The organism is Streptomyces erythrochromogenes, from assembly GCF_036170895.1.
Classification (GTDB): domain Bacteria; phylum Actinomycetota; class Actinomycetes; order Streptomycetales; family Streptomycetaceae; genus Streptomyces; species Streptomyces erythrochromogenes.
Window position 1 is genome coordinate 1,925,017 of record NZ_CP108036.1, and the last position, 17,205, is coordinate 1,942,221.

Annotated in this window: 14 protein-coding genes; 6 read left to right on the forward strand and 8 right to left on the reverse strand. The window is 73.8% G+C overall.

The genetic code is table 11. From position 1 onward, the window contains the following. Nucleotides 1-258 precede the first annotated feature (258 nt). Both OHA91_RS08915 and OHA91_RS08920 read left to right on the forward strand, forming a co-directional pair. The gene (locus OHA91_RS08915; RefSeq protein ID WP_328738990.1) at nt 259-987 is read left to right on the forward strand and encodes a 4'-phosphopantetheinyl transferase family protein; all 729 of its coding nucleotides are present in this window, start codon (nt 259-261) and stop codon (nt 985-987) included. Between the two features lie 388 nt (nt 988-1,375). Beyond that, complete coding sequence (locus tag OHA91_RS08920; protein WP_266493102.1) at nt 1,376-2,407, forward strand: LuxR C-terminal-related transcriptional regulator; 1,032 nt, start codon at nt 1,376-1,378, stop codon at nt 2,405-2,407. Here the strand turns inward: OHA91_RS08920 and OHA91_RS08925 are convergent. The 8 genes from OHA91_RS08925 to OHA91_RS08960 are packed head-to-tail and all read right to left on the reverse strand — an operon-like array spanning nt 2,404 to nt 13,307. Then, nucleotides 2,404-3,261, reverse strand: a complete 858-nt coding sequence (locus tag OHA91_RS08925) for a 4'-phosphopantetheinyl transferase family protein (protein ID WP_031152060.1) — start codon at nt 3,259-3,261, stop codon at nt 2,404-2,406. The two genes, OHA91_RS08920 and OHA91_RS08925, sit on opposite strands and share 4 nt — an antisense overlap. Continuing rightward, nucleotides 3,258-3,494, reverse strand: a complete 237-nt coding sequence (locus OHA91_RS08930) for a phosphopantetheine-binding protein (protein WP_328738992.1) — start codon at nt 3,492-3,494, stop codon at nt 3,258-3,260. The genes OHA91_RS08925 and OHA91_RS08930 overlap by 4 nt, the downstream gene beginning before the upstream one ends. Next, nucleotides 3,481-5,376, reverse strand: a complete 1,896-nt coding sequence (locus OHA91_RS08935) for an HAD-IIIC family phosphatase (RefSeq protein ID WP_266493096.1) — start codon at nt 5,374-5,376, stop codon at nt 3,481-3,483. The genes OHA91_RS08930 and OHA91_RS08935 overlap by 14 nt, the downstream gene beginning before the upstream one ends. Before the next feature lie 8 nt (nt 5,377-5,384). Continuing rightward, nucleotides 5,385-6,425 (reverse strand): 3-oxoacyl-ACP synthase III family protein, encoded by a 1,041-nt coding sequence (locus tag OHA91_RS08940; RefSeq protein ID WP_051893234.1) that lies wholly within the window; start codon nt 6,423-6,425, stop codon nt 5,385-5,387. Continuing rightward, nucleotides 6,422-9,388, reverse strand: a complete 2,967-nt coding sequence (locus tag OHA91_RS08945) for a type I polyketide synthase (protein WP_328738993.1) — start codon at nt 9,386-9,388, stop codon at nt 6,422-6,424. Before OHA91_RS08945 ends, OHA91_RS08940 begins: the two co-directional genes overlap by 4 nt. Beyond that, complete coding sequence (locus OHA91_RS08950; protein WP_031152048.1) at nt 9,388-9,687, reverse strand: acyl carrier protein; 300 nt, start codon at nt 9,685-9,687, stop codon at nt 9,388-9,390. Before OHA91_RS08950 ends, OHA91_RS08945 begins: the two co-directional genes overlap by 1 nt. A 54-nt stretch (nt 9,688-9,741) precedes the next feature. Further along, nucleotides 9,742-11,502, reverse strand: a complete 1,761-nt coding sequence (locus OHA91_RS08955) for an acyl-CoA dehydrogenase (RefSeq protein ID WP_266493083.1) — start codon at nt 11,500-11,502, stop codon at nt 9,742-9,744. Next, on the reverse strand, nt 11,496-13,307 hold the full coding sequence (locus OHA91_RS08960; protein ID WP_328738994.1) for a fatty acyl-AMP ligase: 1,812 nt from the start codon (nt 13,305-13,307) through the stop codon (nt 11,496-11,498). Before OHA91_RS08960 ends, OHA91_RS08955 begins: the two co-directional genes overlap by 7 nt. 249 nt (nt 13,308-13,556) lie before the next feature. Between OHA91_RS08960 and OHA91_RS08965 the strand changes: the two genes are divergently transcribed. From OHA91_RS08965 to OHA91_RS08980, 4 genes are all read left to right on the forward strand, one after another. After that, nucleotides 13,557-15,116, forward strand: a complete 1,560-nt coding sequence (locus OHA91_RS08965; RefSeq protein ID WP_328738995.1) for an acyl-CoA carboxylase subunit beta — start codon at nt 13,557-13,559, stop codon at nt 15,114-15,116. Next, nucleotides 15,116-15,316 carry an acyl-CoA carboxylase epsilon subunit gene (locus OHA91_RS08970; protein ID WP_266493076.1) on the forward strand — a complete coding sequence of 67 codons (201 nt, stop codon included), beginning with the start codon at nt 15,116-15,118 and terminating at the stop codon, nt 15,314-15,316. The genes OHA91_RS08965 and OHA91_RS08970 overlap by 1 nt, the downstream gene beginning before the upstream one ends. 37 nt (nt 15,317-15,353) lie before the next feature. Continuing rightward, nucleotides 15,354-16,124, forward strand: coding sequence for a thioesterase II family protein (locus OHA91_RS08975; protein ID WP_266493074.1), 771 nt, complete (start codon nt 15,354-15,356; stop codon nt 16,122-16,124). 162 nt (nt 16,125-16,286) lie between these two features. After that, the gene (locus OHA91_RS08980) at nt 16,287-17,195 is read left to right on the forward strand and encodes an ion transporter (protein WP_328738996.1); all 909 of its coding nucleotides are present in this window, start codon (nt 16,287-16,289) and stop codon (nt 17,193-17,195) included. The last annotated feature ends 10 nt before the right edge of the window (nt 17,196-17,205 follow it).

Sequence of the window (17,205 nt, forward strand, 5' to 3'; positions counted from 1 at the left end):
CCCTTAACGGCCCCTCAATTGGCGGCGGCGGGCGCCTCTTCGGGCCCCATGGCAGGGGGATGGCAATGCCGGTGCGGCCGACTGCCAGCGGACCGGCAGGCGTCGGGCCGGCGGACCGGCGGGATGGCAGCGGCCTGGCAGAGAACCGGGCCGCACCCCGGTCCATCGGGTTGACCTGCGCCTTCGACCCTGGGCCGGCCGGCGCGGCGGCGGGAACGTGGGAGCTGTCCGACCGGAACAGCGACCCGAGGGAACGCCGTGCTCACAAAGCTCCTGCCCGCGAACGTCGCGACCGCCGAAGCCACCACCGACCCCGCCGACGTCTTCCTCTACCCCGAGGAGGAGTACCTCGTCCGCAACGCCGTACCCAAGCGGCGTCTGGAGTTCGGCACCGTCAGGTGGTGCGCCCGCCGTGCCATGGGAGAGCTGGGGCTGCCCCCGGCCCCCGTGGTGCCGGGCCGGCGCGGTGTCCCGCAGTGGGCGCCCTCGGTCGTCGGGTCCATGACCCACTGCGCCGGCTTCCGGGGCGCGGCGCTGGCCCGCTCCGCCGAGTTCGCCTCGGTCGGGGTGGACGCGGAGCCCAACGCCCCCATGCCGGAAGGGGTCCTCGACTCGATCGCGCTGCCCCGGGAGCTCGATCTGATCGCCGGACTGGAGCGGACGGAGCCCGGTGTGGCGTGGGACCGGCTGCTCTTCAGCATCAAGGAGGCCGTCTACAAGACCTGGTTCCCGCTGACGGGCCAGGAACTCGACTTCACGGACGCACTGGTGGGCGTGGACCCGGTGCGCGAGACCTTCCACGCCCGGCTGCTGCCGGACCCCGAGACCCTCTCCCCGGCCGGGCCGACCGCCTTCGACGGTCGCTGGTCGGCGGAGCGGGGCGTACTGCTGAGCGCGATAGCGGTGCCGGCCGGCAGGCCGGCCGCCGTCGGCGCTCCGGTACGCAGAAGCGCTCCCCGCATCTGCCGTGCGGGGAGCGCTTCGTGAACCGCCGGACGTGGTGTCAGATCACGTCCACTGGTCGTCCTCGGGCTTGGCCCCGACGTCGGTTCCGGTGTCGGAGTCGGTCAGCGGGGCGGTGACGGCCGACTCGGCGGACGCTCCGGACACGACCGGTCCCGTCATGACCTGAACCCCCGCCGCCAATACCACACTCGCCACCGCAGTCAAGCTAATCGAGAAGACCTTAACGGAAACTGTTCTCACGACTTCCCCCAGTCGAAGATCGAGATCTACTCATCCGTACCGCTCGCCACTTCCGGCTCTGCGGCTCGGTTGATGGGAACAGAGTGCTCGCTCTCGATCAATCCCGCCAAGGGCGGTACGTTGGCGTAAAGTTACGTGGCAGCAAATACATCAATCAGCGGGGGCTGACATGTTTGCAGGGGAGGGCTCGGATTCAGGGTTCGCCGAGCTGGACGACGTCAGTGCCGCGGCATACGGCCTGGCCGTCGAGTACGGCCGCTTCGAGCGGGAACGGATCGCCGAACAGCTGTCGCTGACGCCCGAGGAGATCGCCCGGGTGGAACAGGTGCTGAGCGGGGTCCGCCTGTTACAGGCGATGCCGGGCAACCCCTCCGAGCTGACCCCCGTGACGCCCGACGTCGCGGCCGCGTCCCTGGTCGCGCCCGCCGAACGGCACATACGCGACCTCCAGCAGGCGGTCACGGACGTCCGGGCCAAGCTGCTGTCCCTGACGCCCCTGTACTTCGAGGGCCGGCGGGTGCGCAACCGGCTGGAGGCCTTCGACGTCATCACCGACGTCTCCCGCATCCAGTCGATGCTCAACCACCTCACCCAGAGCTGCCAGAGCGAGATGCTCACCGTCCAGCCCGGCGGGGCCCGCCCCGCGTACGCGCTGGCGCAGGCCCGGGAGTCCGCGCTGACGACCCTCTCGCGCGGGGTGCGGATCCGCACCATCTACCAGCACACCGCCCGCAACGACCTGCCGACCCGCAGCTACGTGCGCGAGGTCAGCGAACAGGGCGCGGAGATCCGTACCGCCGACGAAGTCATCGACCGGCTGATCATCTACGACCGGGAGGTGGCCTTCCTGCCGGAACGGTCCGCCGGCGACCGCACGCCCGGTGCGGCGATCGTGCGCGAGCCCACCCTGGTGGCGTTCCTGTGCTCGGTCTTCGAGTACCTGTGGGACGGGGCGAGCCCCTATGTGGTGGATTCCCAACGGTCCCCCGCCTCCTCCGACGAGCTCAAGTGGTCGATCATCCGGTTGATGACCAAGGGCTACAAGGACGAGATGGTCGCCCGGCGGCTCGGCATGTCCGTGCGCACCTGCCGCCGCCACATCGCCGAGATCACCGAGGAGCTGGAGGCCACCAGCCGCTTCCAGGCCGGCTACAACGCAGCCCGGCAGGAGATGCTGGCCGGGGGGTCGGTGCCCTCCTAGGCCCTGTCCGGGACCTCGTCGAGCGCCTCGGTGATGGCGTCCACGCAGTCCTGGTCGAGCATCGTCGTCACGTGGGCGTCCTGGAGCCGGCCGAAGCCCGCGTCGTACACCGCCGCACTGACCACGTAGCCGTCGGCGACCGGGAACGTACGGAAGATCCACTCGTCCCCGGTCCCCGGAGTGCCGTCGGGCCGCTGGACCCGCACGGCGCGGCCGTCGGGACCGAAGCCGAACTCGGTGAAACGGAACTGCATGCCCTGGCCGATCGCCTTGCTGTAGGCCTCCTTGAGCGTCCACAGGCGTACGAGGGCGTCGTTGCGCTGCGGTTCCGGCATCCCCGACAGCAGCACCGACTCGTACGGGGTGCAGATGTGCCGGCCGAGGCCGCTGCCGTGCATCTCGCGGTCGGCGCGCTCCGCGTCGACACCGATCAGCCCACAGGTCGTCAGGCCCACGAGCAGCAGGTCGTCGGTGTGGCTGAGGCTGATGTCGATCTGGTCGCAGCCGCGCAGGTACGGGCGCCCGGTCGGCCCGTAGGCCAGTTCCAGGTCGGCGGGATCGCTGTCGAGCACCGCACCCGCCGCGTACTTGAGGAGCATCCGGGAGGCGATGTAGCGGCCCCGCACGTCGGCGTGCGTCAGGTCCAGGTAACGCGTCCAGTCGCGGCCGAGCAGCTCGCGCAGCCCGTCGCCGGGGGGCACGACCGGCTCCAGGTCCCTCAGCCACGCGTAGACCAGGGCGGTCCCGTGGGTGGCCAGGTCGTCCCGGACCCGGTCCCACGAGTCGCCGCCCGGTACCACGGCGACGGGCTCACCGAGCGGCGGGCCGAGCGAGGGGCTGCCCGGGGCGGTCATCCGTACTCCTTCACGAGTGTGTGGACCTCCCGGAGGCTGCGCGCCTCCAGCAGGCGGTGTACCGGTACCCGGTGGCCGGACTCCTCCAGGAGCGCCACCAGTCGGAGCAGGTTCAGCGAATCCCAGCCCGGCAGTTCGCCCAGAGCCGTGTCCGCGCCTTCGGGGACGGCGATGTCCAGGCCGAGGTCGCCGCGGACCGTCCGCAGGAACACGTCGAGGCTATCGAGGCCCATCGGCCAGCCCTCCTCCCGGGGTTTCGGTGATGCGCACGTGCGCGGGCACCTGCGGCAGCCGGGCCAGGTCGTGGCGGAACACCACCGGACCGTCTGCGGAGCCTTCGCTTCCGCCGGGATCCGCCGGGGTGAACCCGCAGGACGGGTAGAAGTCCCGGGCACGGTGGTTGCGGGCCGTGGGCACGTACCGGGCGCCGACCGCGGACAGTCCGAGCTCCCGTGCGCGGGCCAGCAGCAGCGCGAGGCAGGCCTGTTCCACGCCGCGGCCGAGCACCCGGCAGCTGAGCCACATGCCGTCCAGCCGGAGCACCTCCCCGGCGATGGATCCCAGCACCGCACCCACCAGACCGTTGTCGCCGAACCGGTCCGCGCTGCGCGCCACGAGCAGCAGCCGCCCCGGATCGGCGGCCCGCCGGGCCAGCTCGGCTTCGGTGTATCCCACACCGATCAGGTTGAACTGGTTGGTCCGAAGGGTCAATTGGGACACGCGGGCGAACTCGTGGGGGCGGGGCGGGCCGAGCCCGACGCTCACCTCCAGGGCTCGCAGGAACTCCTCGTACGAGCCCGAACCGGCCCGCAGCGCCCCGCGCTCGCGCCGCCTGCGGTACTCGCCGGGCCTGGCGCGGTCCTCGTCGGTCAGCCGCAGGGTGTCGAACCAGCCGTCGGCGAGCAGGCGGGTCACGTGGAGCGCCGGTTCCGCGTCGAGCGCCACGACGGCGACCTCGGGTGCGCCGAGCCGGACCTGGGCGCGTTCCGCCGGCGAGTCGTCGGCGAAGACGAGGGCGTCGGGAGCCAGGTCCAGGGTCCGCGCGATGTCGGCGAGGTTGGCGTCCTTGGGCTCCCAGTTGGCGTTGACGGCGGCGAAGTCCGGCTCGCGCAGGACGAGGTCGGGATGGGAGGCGAGCGCCTCCAGGACCAGGCCCTCGTCGTTCTTGCTGCTCACGGCGAGGAGCACGCCCTGGGAGGCGAGCTGTTTGACGCACTTCTGGAAGGCGCCGAACGCCTCTCCGCGCAGGGTGCCGGCCGCCGCGACGCCGTCGGGGCCGTCCTCGCCGAGCACCCCGTCCCACAGGGTGTCGTCGAGGTCGAGCACGAGGCACTTGCGGACCCTGCCGCGGACCGCGCGGGCCAGGTGCCCGATCTCGCGGGCGTACGCCGCCAGGAGCCCGGCGCCGAGCTGGACCTTGGCGTGGCGGGCCAGGCGCGGGTCGGTGACCGGCCCGCCCTCGCCGACCAGCGGTTCCAGGTCGATCACCACGAGCCGGTCGGCGGACTCGGTCAGGCGCAGCAGACGGGCGTTGAACTCCCGCCAGACGGCGCCCAGTCGGGCTCGCGAGCGGTGGTCGAGGAGCTGGTGGCTGCAGGAGCGGGGCAGCGGCACGGTGTTGAGCACCAGGGTCCCGGGAGCCTCGGCGGCGAGGGCGGCGCACCGGTCCAGCGCCTCTTCGCCCGCGCGCTCGACGTCCTCGGGTCCCCACACTGCGGGGACCTGGGAGAAGAGGGTCTCGGCGTCCAGCAGGCACAGGGTGAGGTCCGGTGCGGCCGCCCGGAGCTCGCCGGCCGGATCGGTGAGGTCGCGCAGGTACGTGCCGTGCTCGCCGACCACCGCCCGCAGCAGCATGCCGTGGCGGGCCAGTTCGCCCCTGAGGGGGTCGACGACGTGGCCCACGGTGGACTGCCCGGTGACCGCCACCGTCACCACCGGGGTGTGCGGGTGGTGGCCGAGTACGGCGTCGTGGTCGAGGGCGGCGAGCAGCCGGCCCGCCGCGGCGGCGTCGCCGGGCCCGTCCTCGTCGGCGAGCAGCGCCGGCACCCGGTCGTAGGCCTTCTCCAGCAGTCCCCGCTCGCGCAGTTCGCGCAGCCGGTCCGGTCCCTTGGTCATGGAGTGCCTCACACCTTCTCCAGGGCGAACCCGGCTCTGATCCACCTGCTGGACTCCACGCACAGGGCGAGCGCCCGGTCCCCGGTGGCGAACTGCGGGAGCAGTCGGTCGACTTGCAGGAAGGGGAGGGCGTTGCCCGTGTTGCCGGTCTCGGCGACGCAGGAGACCTCCCGGGCGGGCCCGGCCGGGAGCCGCTCGACGATGCGGGCGGTCATCCGCTCGGACAGCTGCGGCGGCAGCAGGAAGGCGATGTCGTCGAGGCCCCACCCGAGCCCGCCGAGCAGCTCCCAGAGGATCTCCACGGAGATGGCGGGGACGTGCTCCTCGATCGCCTTGTAGTCCTCGGCCAGCATCCGCCGCTGCGAGTCCCGGTCGGTGGTGCCGTACCAGTCGAGGAGCTGGCCGGGCGGACGGCCCCGCCCGGTCCAGGAGTTGAGCACCGACCGCAGGGCGATCCGCTCGCCCTCGGGTTCGTCCGTGAGGACGGCGGCTCCCGCCCCGTCGCCGAACAGGACGTGGTTGACCAGTTCCTCGGTGGGCATCCGGGCGGTGTCCCGCCGGGGCGAGAGGAAGCGGTGGGTGACGTCCCCGCCGAGGACCAGGCCGGCCCGCCGACCGCCGAGGACCAGGGTGCGGCCGAGGTCGAGGGCCTGCACGGCGCCGGAGCAGCCGGCCTGGATCTGGTAGACCGGCAGGTGGTCGAGGCCGAGCCGGTCGGCCACCTCGCTCGCGGTGGTCGGCAGGAGCGTGTCGGGGGTCGCGGTGGCCAGCACCACGAACTCGACGTCGGCGGGGCCGAGTCCGGCGGCGTCCATGGCCCGGGCCCCGGCCTCGGCGCACAGGTCGGCGAGCGAGCCGCGGACCTCGCCGGTGACCGGGTCCCAGCCGAAGTGCCGGGTCCGCGTGCCGACGAAGATGTCGATCCACTCCTCGCTGACGCCGAGCAGCCTGCCGAGCGCGGCGTTGTCCACCGGGTCGCCGGGCAGCGCCGTTCCGGTCGAGGCGAGGTACACGGCGGCGCGGTCCGCCGCGTGCGGTCCCCGCGTCACGACGACCTCGCCATGGCCACGTCCCCCAGGAACTCGGCCAGCGCTCCGACGGACCGCAGCGCGGGCAGCATCTGCTGCACGGACACCTCACCGAGCCGTGGCAGCCGGGCCTCCACCTGGTTCTTGAGCTGCATGATCATCACGGAGTCGAAGCCGAGGTCCTCGTAGAAGCGGGCCTCGGGCACGACGCGCTCCGGCGGGTAGCCGCCGACCTCGGCGACGGCCCGCACCACCGCGTGCAGCACCGGGTCGTCGGCGTCGGGGCCGTCCGCCCCGGCGGCCCCGCGGGACGGCTCCGGCCGTGCGGCCGTGAAGCCGGTGAAAGCGGTGACGGGCGCGGCGGCCGGCCGGACCGCGGGTACGAAGGACTCCCGGTCCCAGGAGCGCCGCGCCGAGGAGAAGACGTACGGGGCCAGGGTCTCGGCACTGCGGTGCTCTGGGGCGTACAGCTCCTCCCACCGCGGGTCGAGCCCGCCGCGGTACAGGGCCGCGAGGGCCTCGGCGAGCTCCAGGCCGGTGGCCCCGGGGCCAGGGGACGGGTGCAGGTACTCCACGCCGGGCGCGCGCCCGCCGCGGGCGGCGATCTGCAGGAGCAGGCCGCGGGGGCCGATCTCGATCAGATGGGTGGGGGCGACGTCGGCGACGAGCGCCCCCAGCGCGCTGTCCATGAGGACCGGCTCCTCGATCTGGCCGGCCCAGTAGCCGGCGTCCATGGGCTCGTGGCGCAGCACCCGGCCGTGCCGGGTCGAGGCCAGCGGCACGGCGGGCGGTGCGCACCGCACCGTCTCGGTGCGCAGTCCCGCGGCGGCCGGGGCCATCAGGGGCGAGTGGAAGGCGTGGGAGACGGGCAGCGGCCTGACCCTGGTCCCGCGGCCGGTGAGCTGCCGCGTGATCCGGTCCAGTGCGTCCAGGGGGCCGGAGACCACGGTGTCGGCGGGGCCGTTCAGCGCCGCCACCACCGTGCCCGGCTCGGCCGCCAGGAGGCCGGCGAGCTCCTCGGGGCCGGCGCTCGTGGCGATCATGCCGCCGCCTGCGGGGAGTCCGTCCGTCAGGGCGCCGCGCCGGACGACGAGCCGGGCCGCCTCCTGCAGGCCGAGGGCGCCCGCGGTGACGGCGGCGCCGTACTCGCCGAGGCTGTGGCCGAGGACGGCGGCCGGGGTGACGCCGAGCGAGGTGAGCGTACGGGCCAGGGCGTATCCGACGGCGAACAGGGCGGGCTGCGCGAACCGCGGCCGGTGCACCCGCTCGTCGCCGCCGAGGAGGAGGTCGCGCACCGACGCACCGAGGTGCGGGGCGAGCGCCTCGTCGGCCTCGGCGAGGTGCCGGCGGTAGAGCGGGGAGTCGCGGTGCAGCCCGGCCGTCATGCCGGGGAACTCGCTGCCCTGGCCGGTGAAGAGGAAGGCGGTGACGGGCCTGCCCCACGGACGGCCGCCGCCGGCGGTGGTGTCCTGGAGCGCTGCCGCCCGGCGCAGGGCGCCGACGAGTTCGCCGGTGTCGCGGACGGGGGCCGCGAAGCGGTGCGGCAGCCCGGTCTTGACGAGGTTGCTGCTGCGGCACAGGGCGGCCGCGCCGCCGCGCGGCCGCCCGGCCACCGCATCGGCCTGGGCGGCGAGGTTGCGGCGCAGGGCCTCGGGGGTGTCGGCGCTGACGGTGAAGACGCCGACCGCGTCGCCGGCGCCGCGCGTACGGGCCCCGCCGGCGACGCCGCTGCGCGGGGTACGCGGCGCCGAGCCGAGGACCGCGTGGGCGTTCGTTCCCCCCATGCCGAAGCTGCTGACGCCGGCGAGGCTCTCCCCGCGCGGCAGCCGCAGCGGCGACTTCAGCAGCCGCAGGCCGCGCTCGCCGAGCCTCAGCTGCGGGTTCTCCCGGTCGGCGAAGAGGCTGGCGGGGACGATGCGGTGGTGCAGGGCGAGGGCGGTCTTGATGAGGCCGGCGATGCCCGCCGCGCCTTCGGTGTGGCCGAGGTTGCCCTTGACGGAGCCGATCGCGCACGGGGTCTCTCGCGGGACGCCGTGCACCGCGCCGAGCGCCGCGCACTCGATGGCGTCGCCCAGCACGGTCCCGGTGCCGTGCGCCTCCACGAACGCGACCCGGTCGGGGGCGACCCCGGCGCGCCGGTACGCGGAGTCCAGCACCCGCTGCTGCGACCAGCGGTTGGGGGCGATCACGCCGTTGCTGCGGCCGTCCTGGTTGACGGCGCTGCCGCGCAGCACGGCGTAGATCCGCTGGCCGTCCGCGAGGGCGTCCGCCAGCCGGCGCAGCACGACCAGGCCCACTCCGTCGCTGCGGCCGATCCCGTCGGCGTCCGCGCTGAAGGGCTTGCAGCGCCCGTCGGCGGCGGCCAGGCCGAGCTGCCCGTAGACCATGCCCAGCGAGGGCGAGAGCACGATGTTGACCCCGCCGGCCAGGGCGGTGTCGCACTCCCCGGTCAGCAGGGAGCCCGCCGCGAGGTGGACGGCGACCAGCGAGGACGAGCAGGCCGTGTCGACGGCGAGGCTCGGCCCGGTGAAGTTGAAGTGGTAGGAGATCCGGTTGGCCGCCATGCCGGCGCTGCTGCCGGAGCCGAGCAGGGGGGTGACGCGTGCGAGGTCGCTCATCGTGAGGCGGCCCCACTCACCGCCCATCACCCCGACGAACACCCCGGTCTCGGTGCCCGCGAGGTCGCCGGGGGCCCGGCCTGCGTCCTCCAGGGCCCGCCAGGCGCAGGGCAGCAGCAGCCGGTGGTGCGGGTCCATGGCGGCGGCCTCGCGGGGGGTGACCGAGAAGAAGTCGCTGTCGAAGACATCGGCGTCGTCGATGAAACCGCCGCTGCCGCTGACGGCGGGGAAGTCCCGGGCCTCCCAGCGCTGCGCGGGGACCGGCGCGATGCCGGCTCCGCCGCGCATGAGGAGGTCCCAGTACGCCTGCACGCCCGCCGCCCCGGGGAACGTGCAGTCGATCCCGACGATGGCGACGTCCCCCATCAGTGCCGGTCCCGCGCGTGGGCCGGGGCGGCGGGGAGCACCGACGACAGGTGGCCGACGAGGCTCTCCACGGTGGGGTGGTCCCAGAGCAGCGTCGGTTCCACCTCCAGGCCGAACTCGTCCTCGAGGTCGCCGCACAGGCTCAGCGCCGCCACCGAGTCCATGCCGTACTCGGCGAAGGGCACGGTCGGGTCGATCGTCTCGGGAGCGCGCCGCAGGTACAGCGAGAGCCGGGCGTACAGCCACTCGTGCGGCAGGACGCCGTCGGCGGTGGCGGGCCGGCCGGTGTGAACGGTCATCGTGGGGCTCCTTCAGTGCGTACGGCGCATCCGCCGGCCGGCCGGGGCTGCCGGTCAGCCGGGAATGGGAGTGGAGTAGAGGTCGTAGCTGGTCTGGGTGCTGAAGCGGAGCTGGACCTCGTGCCGGATCCGGGTCTCGCACTCCGCCGGCAGGTCGGCGACGCGCGTGCCCAGCCGGCGGGCGATGCGGTGCAGTGCGGCGGCCGCCCAGGACGGGTCGGCGAGGAACGGGTCGGGGCCGTGGCGGGCCTGGTCCCACAGGCCGAGCACGGCGGCGGCGGCGAGCAGCAGCGCGTACCGGTCCATGAGGGCGAACTTCGCGGGCCGGGCGGTGGCCTGCGCACCGGCCGCCTCCAGCGCCAGCACCCGGCCGCGTACGTCGCGGAACTCCCCGACGAGCTGGTGGGCGAGCGTGCGCAGGGTCCGCTCGACGGGGCCGTCGCCGTCGATGCCCGCGCTGACCGCGAGCATGGTCGCGCTGAGCGAGTCCCGCCCGCACGCGAGGCTGAGCCGTTCGGTCCGCAGCGGCGGCAGGTCGCCGTGCAGCCGGAACAGGCCGGCGGGCGCCTCGTCCTCGACGAACCAGGACGACCGTGCCAGACGCGGCATCTGCGGGATGACCGTGGCCTGGCAGGCGACGGTCCCGGCGTGGCCGAGGCTGAGCACCGGCACGTCCCTGAGGTGTTTCTGGAAGATGCCCAGGGTGCCCTCGCGGGTGTAGAAGCCCGAGCCCAGCACGATGGACAGGTCGTACATGGTCTCGGTCAGCACGCGGGGCAGCAGGTACTTGAGCGCCGCCGAGTAGACGCTGGTCTCGGCGGGCAGCAGGTGCAGGGCGCGGGTGGCGACGACGGCGAGGGCGTCGTAGAGCAGCAGGTTGACGAAGGCGTTGGTGAGGGCCGCCCCGGTACGGCCGCCGTCGCGGCCGCCCCCGCCGGCCTGCCATCCGCCGGAGCGCTCCCGGTCGAAGCGGACGGCGGTGCGCAGGCTGGTGTCGAGGGCCGCGACGGCCGTCGCGGCGATCACGGTACGGCTGATCTGGAACGACCGCAGGGCGGTCCGGATCCCGCTGCCCTCGGGGCCCAGCAGGGCCGATCCGGGCACCGGACAGTCGTCGAACTCCACCCCGGCGAACCGGCAGCCGCGCAGCCCGACCGGGGTCCGGCGGGCCGTCACGGCCGCCCGTGCGCCGGTGAGCTGTCCGGGCTCCAACAGGAGCACCGAGTGGCTGCCGCTGCCCGGGGCGGGATCGGTGCGGCAGAACAGGACCAGTGCCCCGGCCCGTTCCAGGTTGTTGACCATCGGCTTGCCGCCGCTGATCAGGTAGCCGCCGCCGCTGCGGCGGGCGGTGACCTGGCTGCGCACGAAGTCGTTGCTGTGGGCGGTCTCGTGCTGGGCGATGGCGGCCTTGCCGCCGGCGCGCAGCAGCCCGGCGAGCCAGTGGCGCTGCCGGGAGCTGCCGGCGGCCCAGACGTCGGAGGCCGCCATGAAGGTGGTCATGCCGTGGCCCATGGCCAGTCCCACGTCCCGGCGGAAGACCGGGCGCATGATCCTGACCAGGGTGTCCATCCCGTCCAGCCGGCCGCCGAGGGCGCGCGGCACGTACTCCTCGGCGATCCGGAAGTCGTCGAGCAGCGCCTCGCCCGCGGCGAAGGGCACCGCGGCCCGGTCGGCCTCCAGCAGGGCGGTGTAGCCGACCGGGTTGTCCGGATCGGTGGGGTCGCCGAACCGTGCCTCCAGCTCGGCCACCCGGGCGCGGACTGCGTCCTCGCGCGGCTGCGCGGCCGCCCGGTCGCCGAGGAGCGAGGTCACCACCGTCTTCCTCCGTCGGCTCCTTCCGGACGCAGCAGGTCCTCGCCGAACAGCACGTCCTCCGGCCGTGCCAGCGCCCGTACGTCCGGGGTCAGCACCTCGTGGTCGCCGCGGAGCACGCCGTCGAGGAACAGCGCCCGCATGAGGGTGCGCTGGACCTTGCCGCTGCTGGTGCGGCGTACGGTGCCGGGGCGTACGAGGAGCACGTTGCCGGCGGGGATCTCGAACTCCTTGCCGATCAGGGCCTGGATCCGCTGGGCGACCGTCCGCAGCTCGGCGCCGCCCGCGCCGCGGACCTCCTGGACGAGGACGAGCTGTTCGCCCCCGGCGTCCACGGAGAACGCGGCGCCGGCGCCGAAGGTCAGCGCGGGGCTGACCGTGCGCGCGGCCCATTCGACGTCCTGGGGGTAGACGTTGCGGCCGTTGACGATGACGACTTCCTTGAGCCGCCCGGTGACGAACAGTTCGCCGTCCTCCAGCATGCCCAGGTCGCCCGTGCGCAGGAAGTTGCCCTCCTCGTCGTTGAGGCCGGCGCGGAAGGTGCGGGCGGTCTCGGTGGGGCGGCGCCAGTAGCCGCGGGCCACGCTGTGGCCGCGCAGCCAGATCTCGCCGACGGTGCCGGCCGGGAGTTCGTGGTGGGTCAGCGGGTCGACGATGCGGACCTCCACGTCGACCGGGGTGCCGCAGCCGACCAGGGTCCGGACGCGCCCGCCCGCCGCCGCGCGGAGCACCCGGTCGTCTTCCAGGGCGGTCCTGTCGAAGTCCTTGCGGACGTGCGGGGTGCCGGGGACGCCGCCGGAGACGACCAGGGTGGCCTCCGCCAGTCCGTAGCAGGGGTAGAGGGCCTCGGGCCGGAAGCCGGCGGGGGCGAAGCGCCGGGCGAACTCGTCGAGGCTCTCGGGGCGTACGGGTTCGGCGCCGTTGAGGGCCAGGCGCCAGCGGGACAGGTCCAGTGCGGCGATCTGTTCGTCCTTGACCCGGCGTGTGCACAGGTCGTAGCTGAAGTTGGGGCCGCCGCCCACGGTGACGCCGTAGCGGTCGACGGCCTGGAGCCAGCGCAGCGGGTGTTTGACGAAGGACAGCGGGGTGATCTGGACGCAGTGGGTGCCGAGCCAGACCGGGTGCAGCAGGTGGGCGACCAGGCCCATGTCGTGGAAGTAGGGCAGCCAGCTGCCGAAGCGGTCCTCGCGGGTGGTCCGCAGCACCTTCTGCAGGGCGGCCTGGTTGGCGAGGAGGTTGCGGTGCGAGACGGTCACCCCGCGCGGTTCGCAGACGGAGCCCGAGGTGTACTGGAGGAACGCCAGGTCGTCGGGGCGGGCGGTGACGGGCTGCCAGGCGTCGGCGTCGCCCACCCCGGGCGCGTCGCTGACCAGGCATGCCGCGTCGGGCCGGGAGTTGCGGGCGAGCCACAGCGCGACCTCGGGGGCGGCGGCCGTCTCGGTCAGCACGAGGGTCGCGCCGGTGTCCCCCAGCACCGCGGTGGTGCGGCTCAGGCGCTTGTCCCGGCCGGCCTCGCCCGGCAGCGGTACGGGTACGGCGACGGCTCCGGCGTAGAGGCAGCCGGCGAATGCCTTGAGGAACTCGACGGTGGAGGAGTAGACGAGCAGCACGGGCCGGCCGGCGACGTCGTACTCCTGGAGGACGGCGGCGATCCGTCTCGCCTCGCGGTCCAGTCGCCCGTAGGTGAGGTGCTCGGCCTCCACCCCGCCGGCCGTCTCGCGGAGGAAGACGTGGACGTCCTCGTCGGCGAGTTCGGCCGCCCTGGCCCGGAGGAGTTCGGTGAAGGTGGCGAAGCGTGGCTCTGACATCCGCGGCGTCCCCTCGGGTCTGCGGGCCCGTGGAGTGGCGGACCTCGATTCCCCGGATCATGCGTGCGCCGCCTTAAGGGGCGCTTGCGCCCGTCCGGCCGTGCGGCGGGCGGGGCGCGCGGGCCGCGACCCCTATCCCGGTCAGGGGGGTGGTCGCTGTTCTCCGCGCCCGCCGCCGGTGCCTTCAATGGCAGGCACTGTCCAGGGCCGCCGTGGGCGCGCCCCGACGGCCGAGGAAACGGGTGGAGCATGACAGTTGGCGATGTCGGTGTCCGAGTGGCCGAACTAGGAGCGATCAAGGAGTCCGTCGAGCTGGGCCCGTCGCCCGGCGCCTCCGAGGCGCAGCACGCCCGCGGCAAGCTGACGGTGCGCGAGCGGCTGGACCTGCTCTTCGATCCGGGTACCTTCCGCGAGATCGAGCAGCTGCGCCGGCACCGGGCGACGGGCTTCGGCCTGGAGGACCGCAGGCCGCACACCGACGGTGTGGTGACCGGCTGGGGCAAGGTCGACGGCCGCCGGGTGTTCGTGTACGCGCACGACTTCCGGATCTTCGGCGGTTCGCTCGGCGAGGCGCACGCGCAGAAGATCCACAAGGTGATGGACCTGGCGCTGGCCGCGGGCGCCCCGCTGGTGTCGCTCAGCGACGGCGCGGGCGCCCGGATCCAGGAAGGGGTCACCGCGCTCGCCGGCTACGGCGGCATCTTCCGCCGCAACGTGGCGGCGTCCGGGGTGATCCCGCAGATCAGCGTGATGCTCGGGCCGTGCGCCGGCGGGGCGGCGTACTCCCCCGCCCTGACGGACTACGTGTTCATGGTGCGCGACATCGCGCAGATGTACATCACCGGCCCCGACGTGGTGCAGGCGGTGACGGGCGAGCGGATCAGCCACGACGACCTCGGCGGCGCGCAGGTCCACTCCTCGGTGTCCGGTGCGAGTGCCTTCCTGTACGACACCGAGGAGGAGTGCCTCGAAGAGGTGCGGCACCTGCTGTCGCTCCTGCCGGCCAACAACCGCGAGCTGCCGCCCGCGGTCGTCCCCTCCGACCCGGCCCACCGGCGCACCGCGGCGCTGTCCGAGCTGGTGCCCGCCGACCCGGCCCGCTCGTACGACATGCGCGCCGTGATCGAGGAGATCGTCGACGACGGCGACCTGTTCGAGGTCCACGCCCACTGGGCGACCAACATCATCTGTGGGCTGGCCCGGCTGGACGGCCACGTGGTGGGCGTCGTCGCGAACCAGCCCGCCTCGCTCGCCGGGGTGCTGGACATCAACGCCTCGGAGAAGGCGGCCCGGTTCGTGCAGACCTGCGACGCCTTCAGCATCCCGCTGGTGACTCTGGTGGACGTGCCGGGCTTCCTTCCGGGCAGCGGCCAGGAGCACAACGGTGTCATCCGGCACGGCGCGAAACTCCTGTACGCGTACTGCGCGGCGACCGTGCCGCGGGTGCAGGTGATCCTGCGCAAGGCGTACGGCGGCGCCTACATCGTGATGGACTCCCGCTCGATCGGCGCGGACCTGTCCTTCGCGTGGCCCACCAACGAGATCGCCGTCATGGGCGCCGAGGGTGCGGCGAACGTGGTCTTCCGCCGGGAGATCTCCGCCTCGGCCGACCCGGAGGCGGCGCGGGCGCTGCGCGTCAAGCAGTACCGCCAGGAACTCATGCACCCCTACTACGCCGCCGAGCGCGGCCTGGTGGACGACGTCATCGACCCGGCCGGGACCCGGCAGGTGCTGGTGGACGCGCTGGACGTGCTGCGGGCCAAGCACGTGGCGCTGCCCGAACGCAAGCACGGCAACCCGCCGTTCTGATGGACGAGCGGACCGAACCACCCCTGAGGATCGTGCGCGGCGCCCCCGACAGCACGGAACTGGCGGCCGTCCTCCTCGCGCTGCTCTCCCTCGCCCGGCAGCCGGACGACCGCTCCGGCCGGGCCGCCGCTCCCCCGCCCCGGGCCCTGTGGCGTCCGGCGCACGGCTGGCGGCCGCCGGGCTCCTGGACCGCCCCCTGAGCGGGGTGGGACCCCACCGAAAGGAAACCGACCGACGATGACCCCTACGACCACGGCCGCCCCGGCCCTGCCGGCGACCGGCGCCTGGCTGCGGCGCTTCCACCCCGCCGACGACGCCCCCGTACGGCTGTTCTGCTTCCCGCACGCGGGCGGCGCGGCGAGCTACTACTTCCCGATGTCCCGGGCCCTGTCCCCGCACGCCGACGTGGTGCCCGTGCAGTACCCGGGCCGCCAGGACCGCCGCGGCGAGCGGTGCGTCGACGACCTGATGGAGCTCGCGGACCGGGTCACCCGGGAGCTGCTGCCCTGGTGCGACCGGCCGGTGGCGCTGTTCGGGCACAGCCTGGGCGCGTCCCTGGCCTTCGAGGTGGCGCTGCGGCTGCGGGAGGCCGGGGAACCGGATCCCGTGGCCCTGTTCGCCTCGGGCCGCCGGGCCCCCTCGCACCACCGCGAGAACCAGACCGTCCACCTCGCCCCCGACGAGCAGCTGCTGGCCGAGATCAAGGCCCTGAGCGGCACGGACCCGGCGGTCCTGGCCGACGACGAGCTGCTGCGGTCGGTGCTCCCGGCGATCCGCGGCGACTACAAGGCCGCCGAGACCTACCGCTACCGTCCGGGCCCCGCCCTGACCTGCCCGATCACGGTCCTCACCGGGGACGCGGACCCGGCGGTGACGGCCGAGGAGGCCGCGGGCTGGGCCGACCACACCGAGGGCCCCTTCGCCCTGCACCGCTTCACCGGCGGCCACTTCTACCTGAGCCGGCACGCGGCCGAGGTGAACGGCCTGGTACGGCGGCAGCTCGGGTGACCTGCGGGCCGTCCGGCGCCGGCTCGGAGACCGTTTCGGCGGTCGGCACGTCCGAGTCGGCGCGTTGGCGTGCGCATTGTGGTGAAACCCGATCGGCTGTGGGGCGTTAGGGAAGGTGGGCCGCCGTTCGCCCGTGATGCACGCGAGAGCACGAGGAGCACGATGACAGACCCCAGGCCGGCCGGACGCCGTCGGATGAAGCTGGCAGCCCGGTGCCGGGTGGCCACCGAGGCCCCCGCCTTCGGGTTGGTCGTCTTCTGCGTGATCCTGCTCAACGCCGCGCTGATGGGTGTCGAGACGTACAGCGGGCTCGCCGCGGAGTACCAGCGGCTGCTGCGGACCGCCGAGCAGTGCTGCCTGGCCCTGTTCAGCCTGGAGATGCTGCTGCGCATCGGCGCCTTCGCGGACCGGCCGAAAGCATTCTTCCGCGACCCGTGGAACCTCTTCGACCTCGCGGTCGTCGCCTGCGCCTTCGTCCCGTTCGTGCGCGAGAACACCACTCTGCTGCGGCTGCTGCGGCTGGCCCGGGTCCTGCGCACGGCCCGCTTTCTTCCGCACCTGCGCATCCTGCTGATCGCGGTGGGCCGCAGTCTGCCCGGCACCGCCAGCTTCCTGTTCGTCGGCGGACTGGTCCTGTACGTGTACGCCATGGTCGGCTGGGTCTGCTTCGCCGAGTCGGACCCCGGACACTACGGCTCGGTGGGCCGCGCGATGCTCACGCTGTTCCTGCTGACCACCCTGGACGGCCTGACCGACGCCGTCCGCGCGGGACTGCAGATCTCCCGCCTCAGCATCCTCTACTACGCCTCCTACGCGCTGCTCGCCTCCTTCGTCCTGGTCAACGTCCTCATCGGGGTGGTCCTCAACTCCCTCGACGAGGCACGCGAGATCGAGGACGCGGCCGACCGCGATCGCAAGCAGCCGGGCCCGCCGCCGGCCGCGGGCCCCGACACGGACGTCCGGGACCGCATCGCGACGGCCCGGCGCGCCCTGGACGAGATCGAGGCGAGCCTCCCCGCCCAGGACGGCCGCCCCCCGCGCCGCCTGGAGCCCTCCCACAGCAGCTCCTGACCGGCCGGCC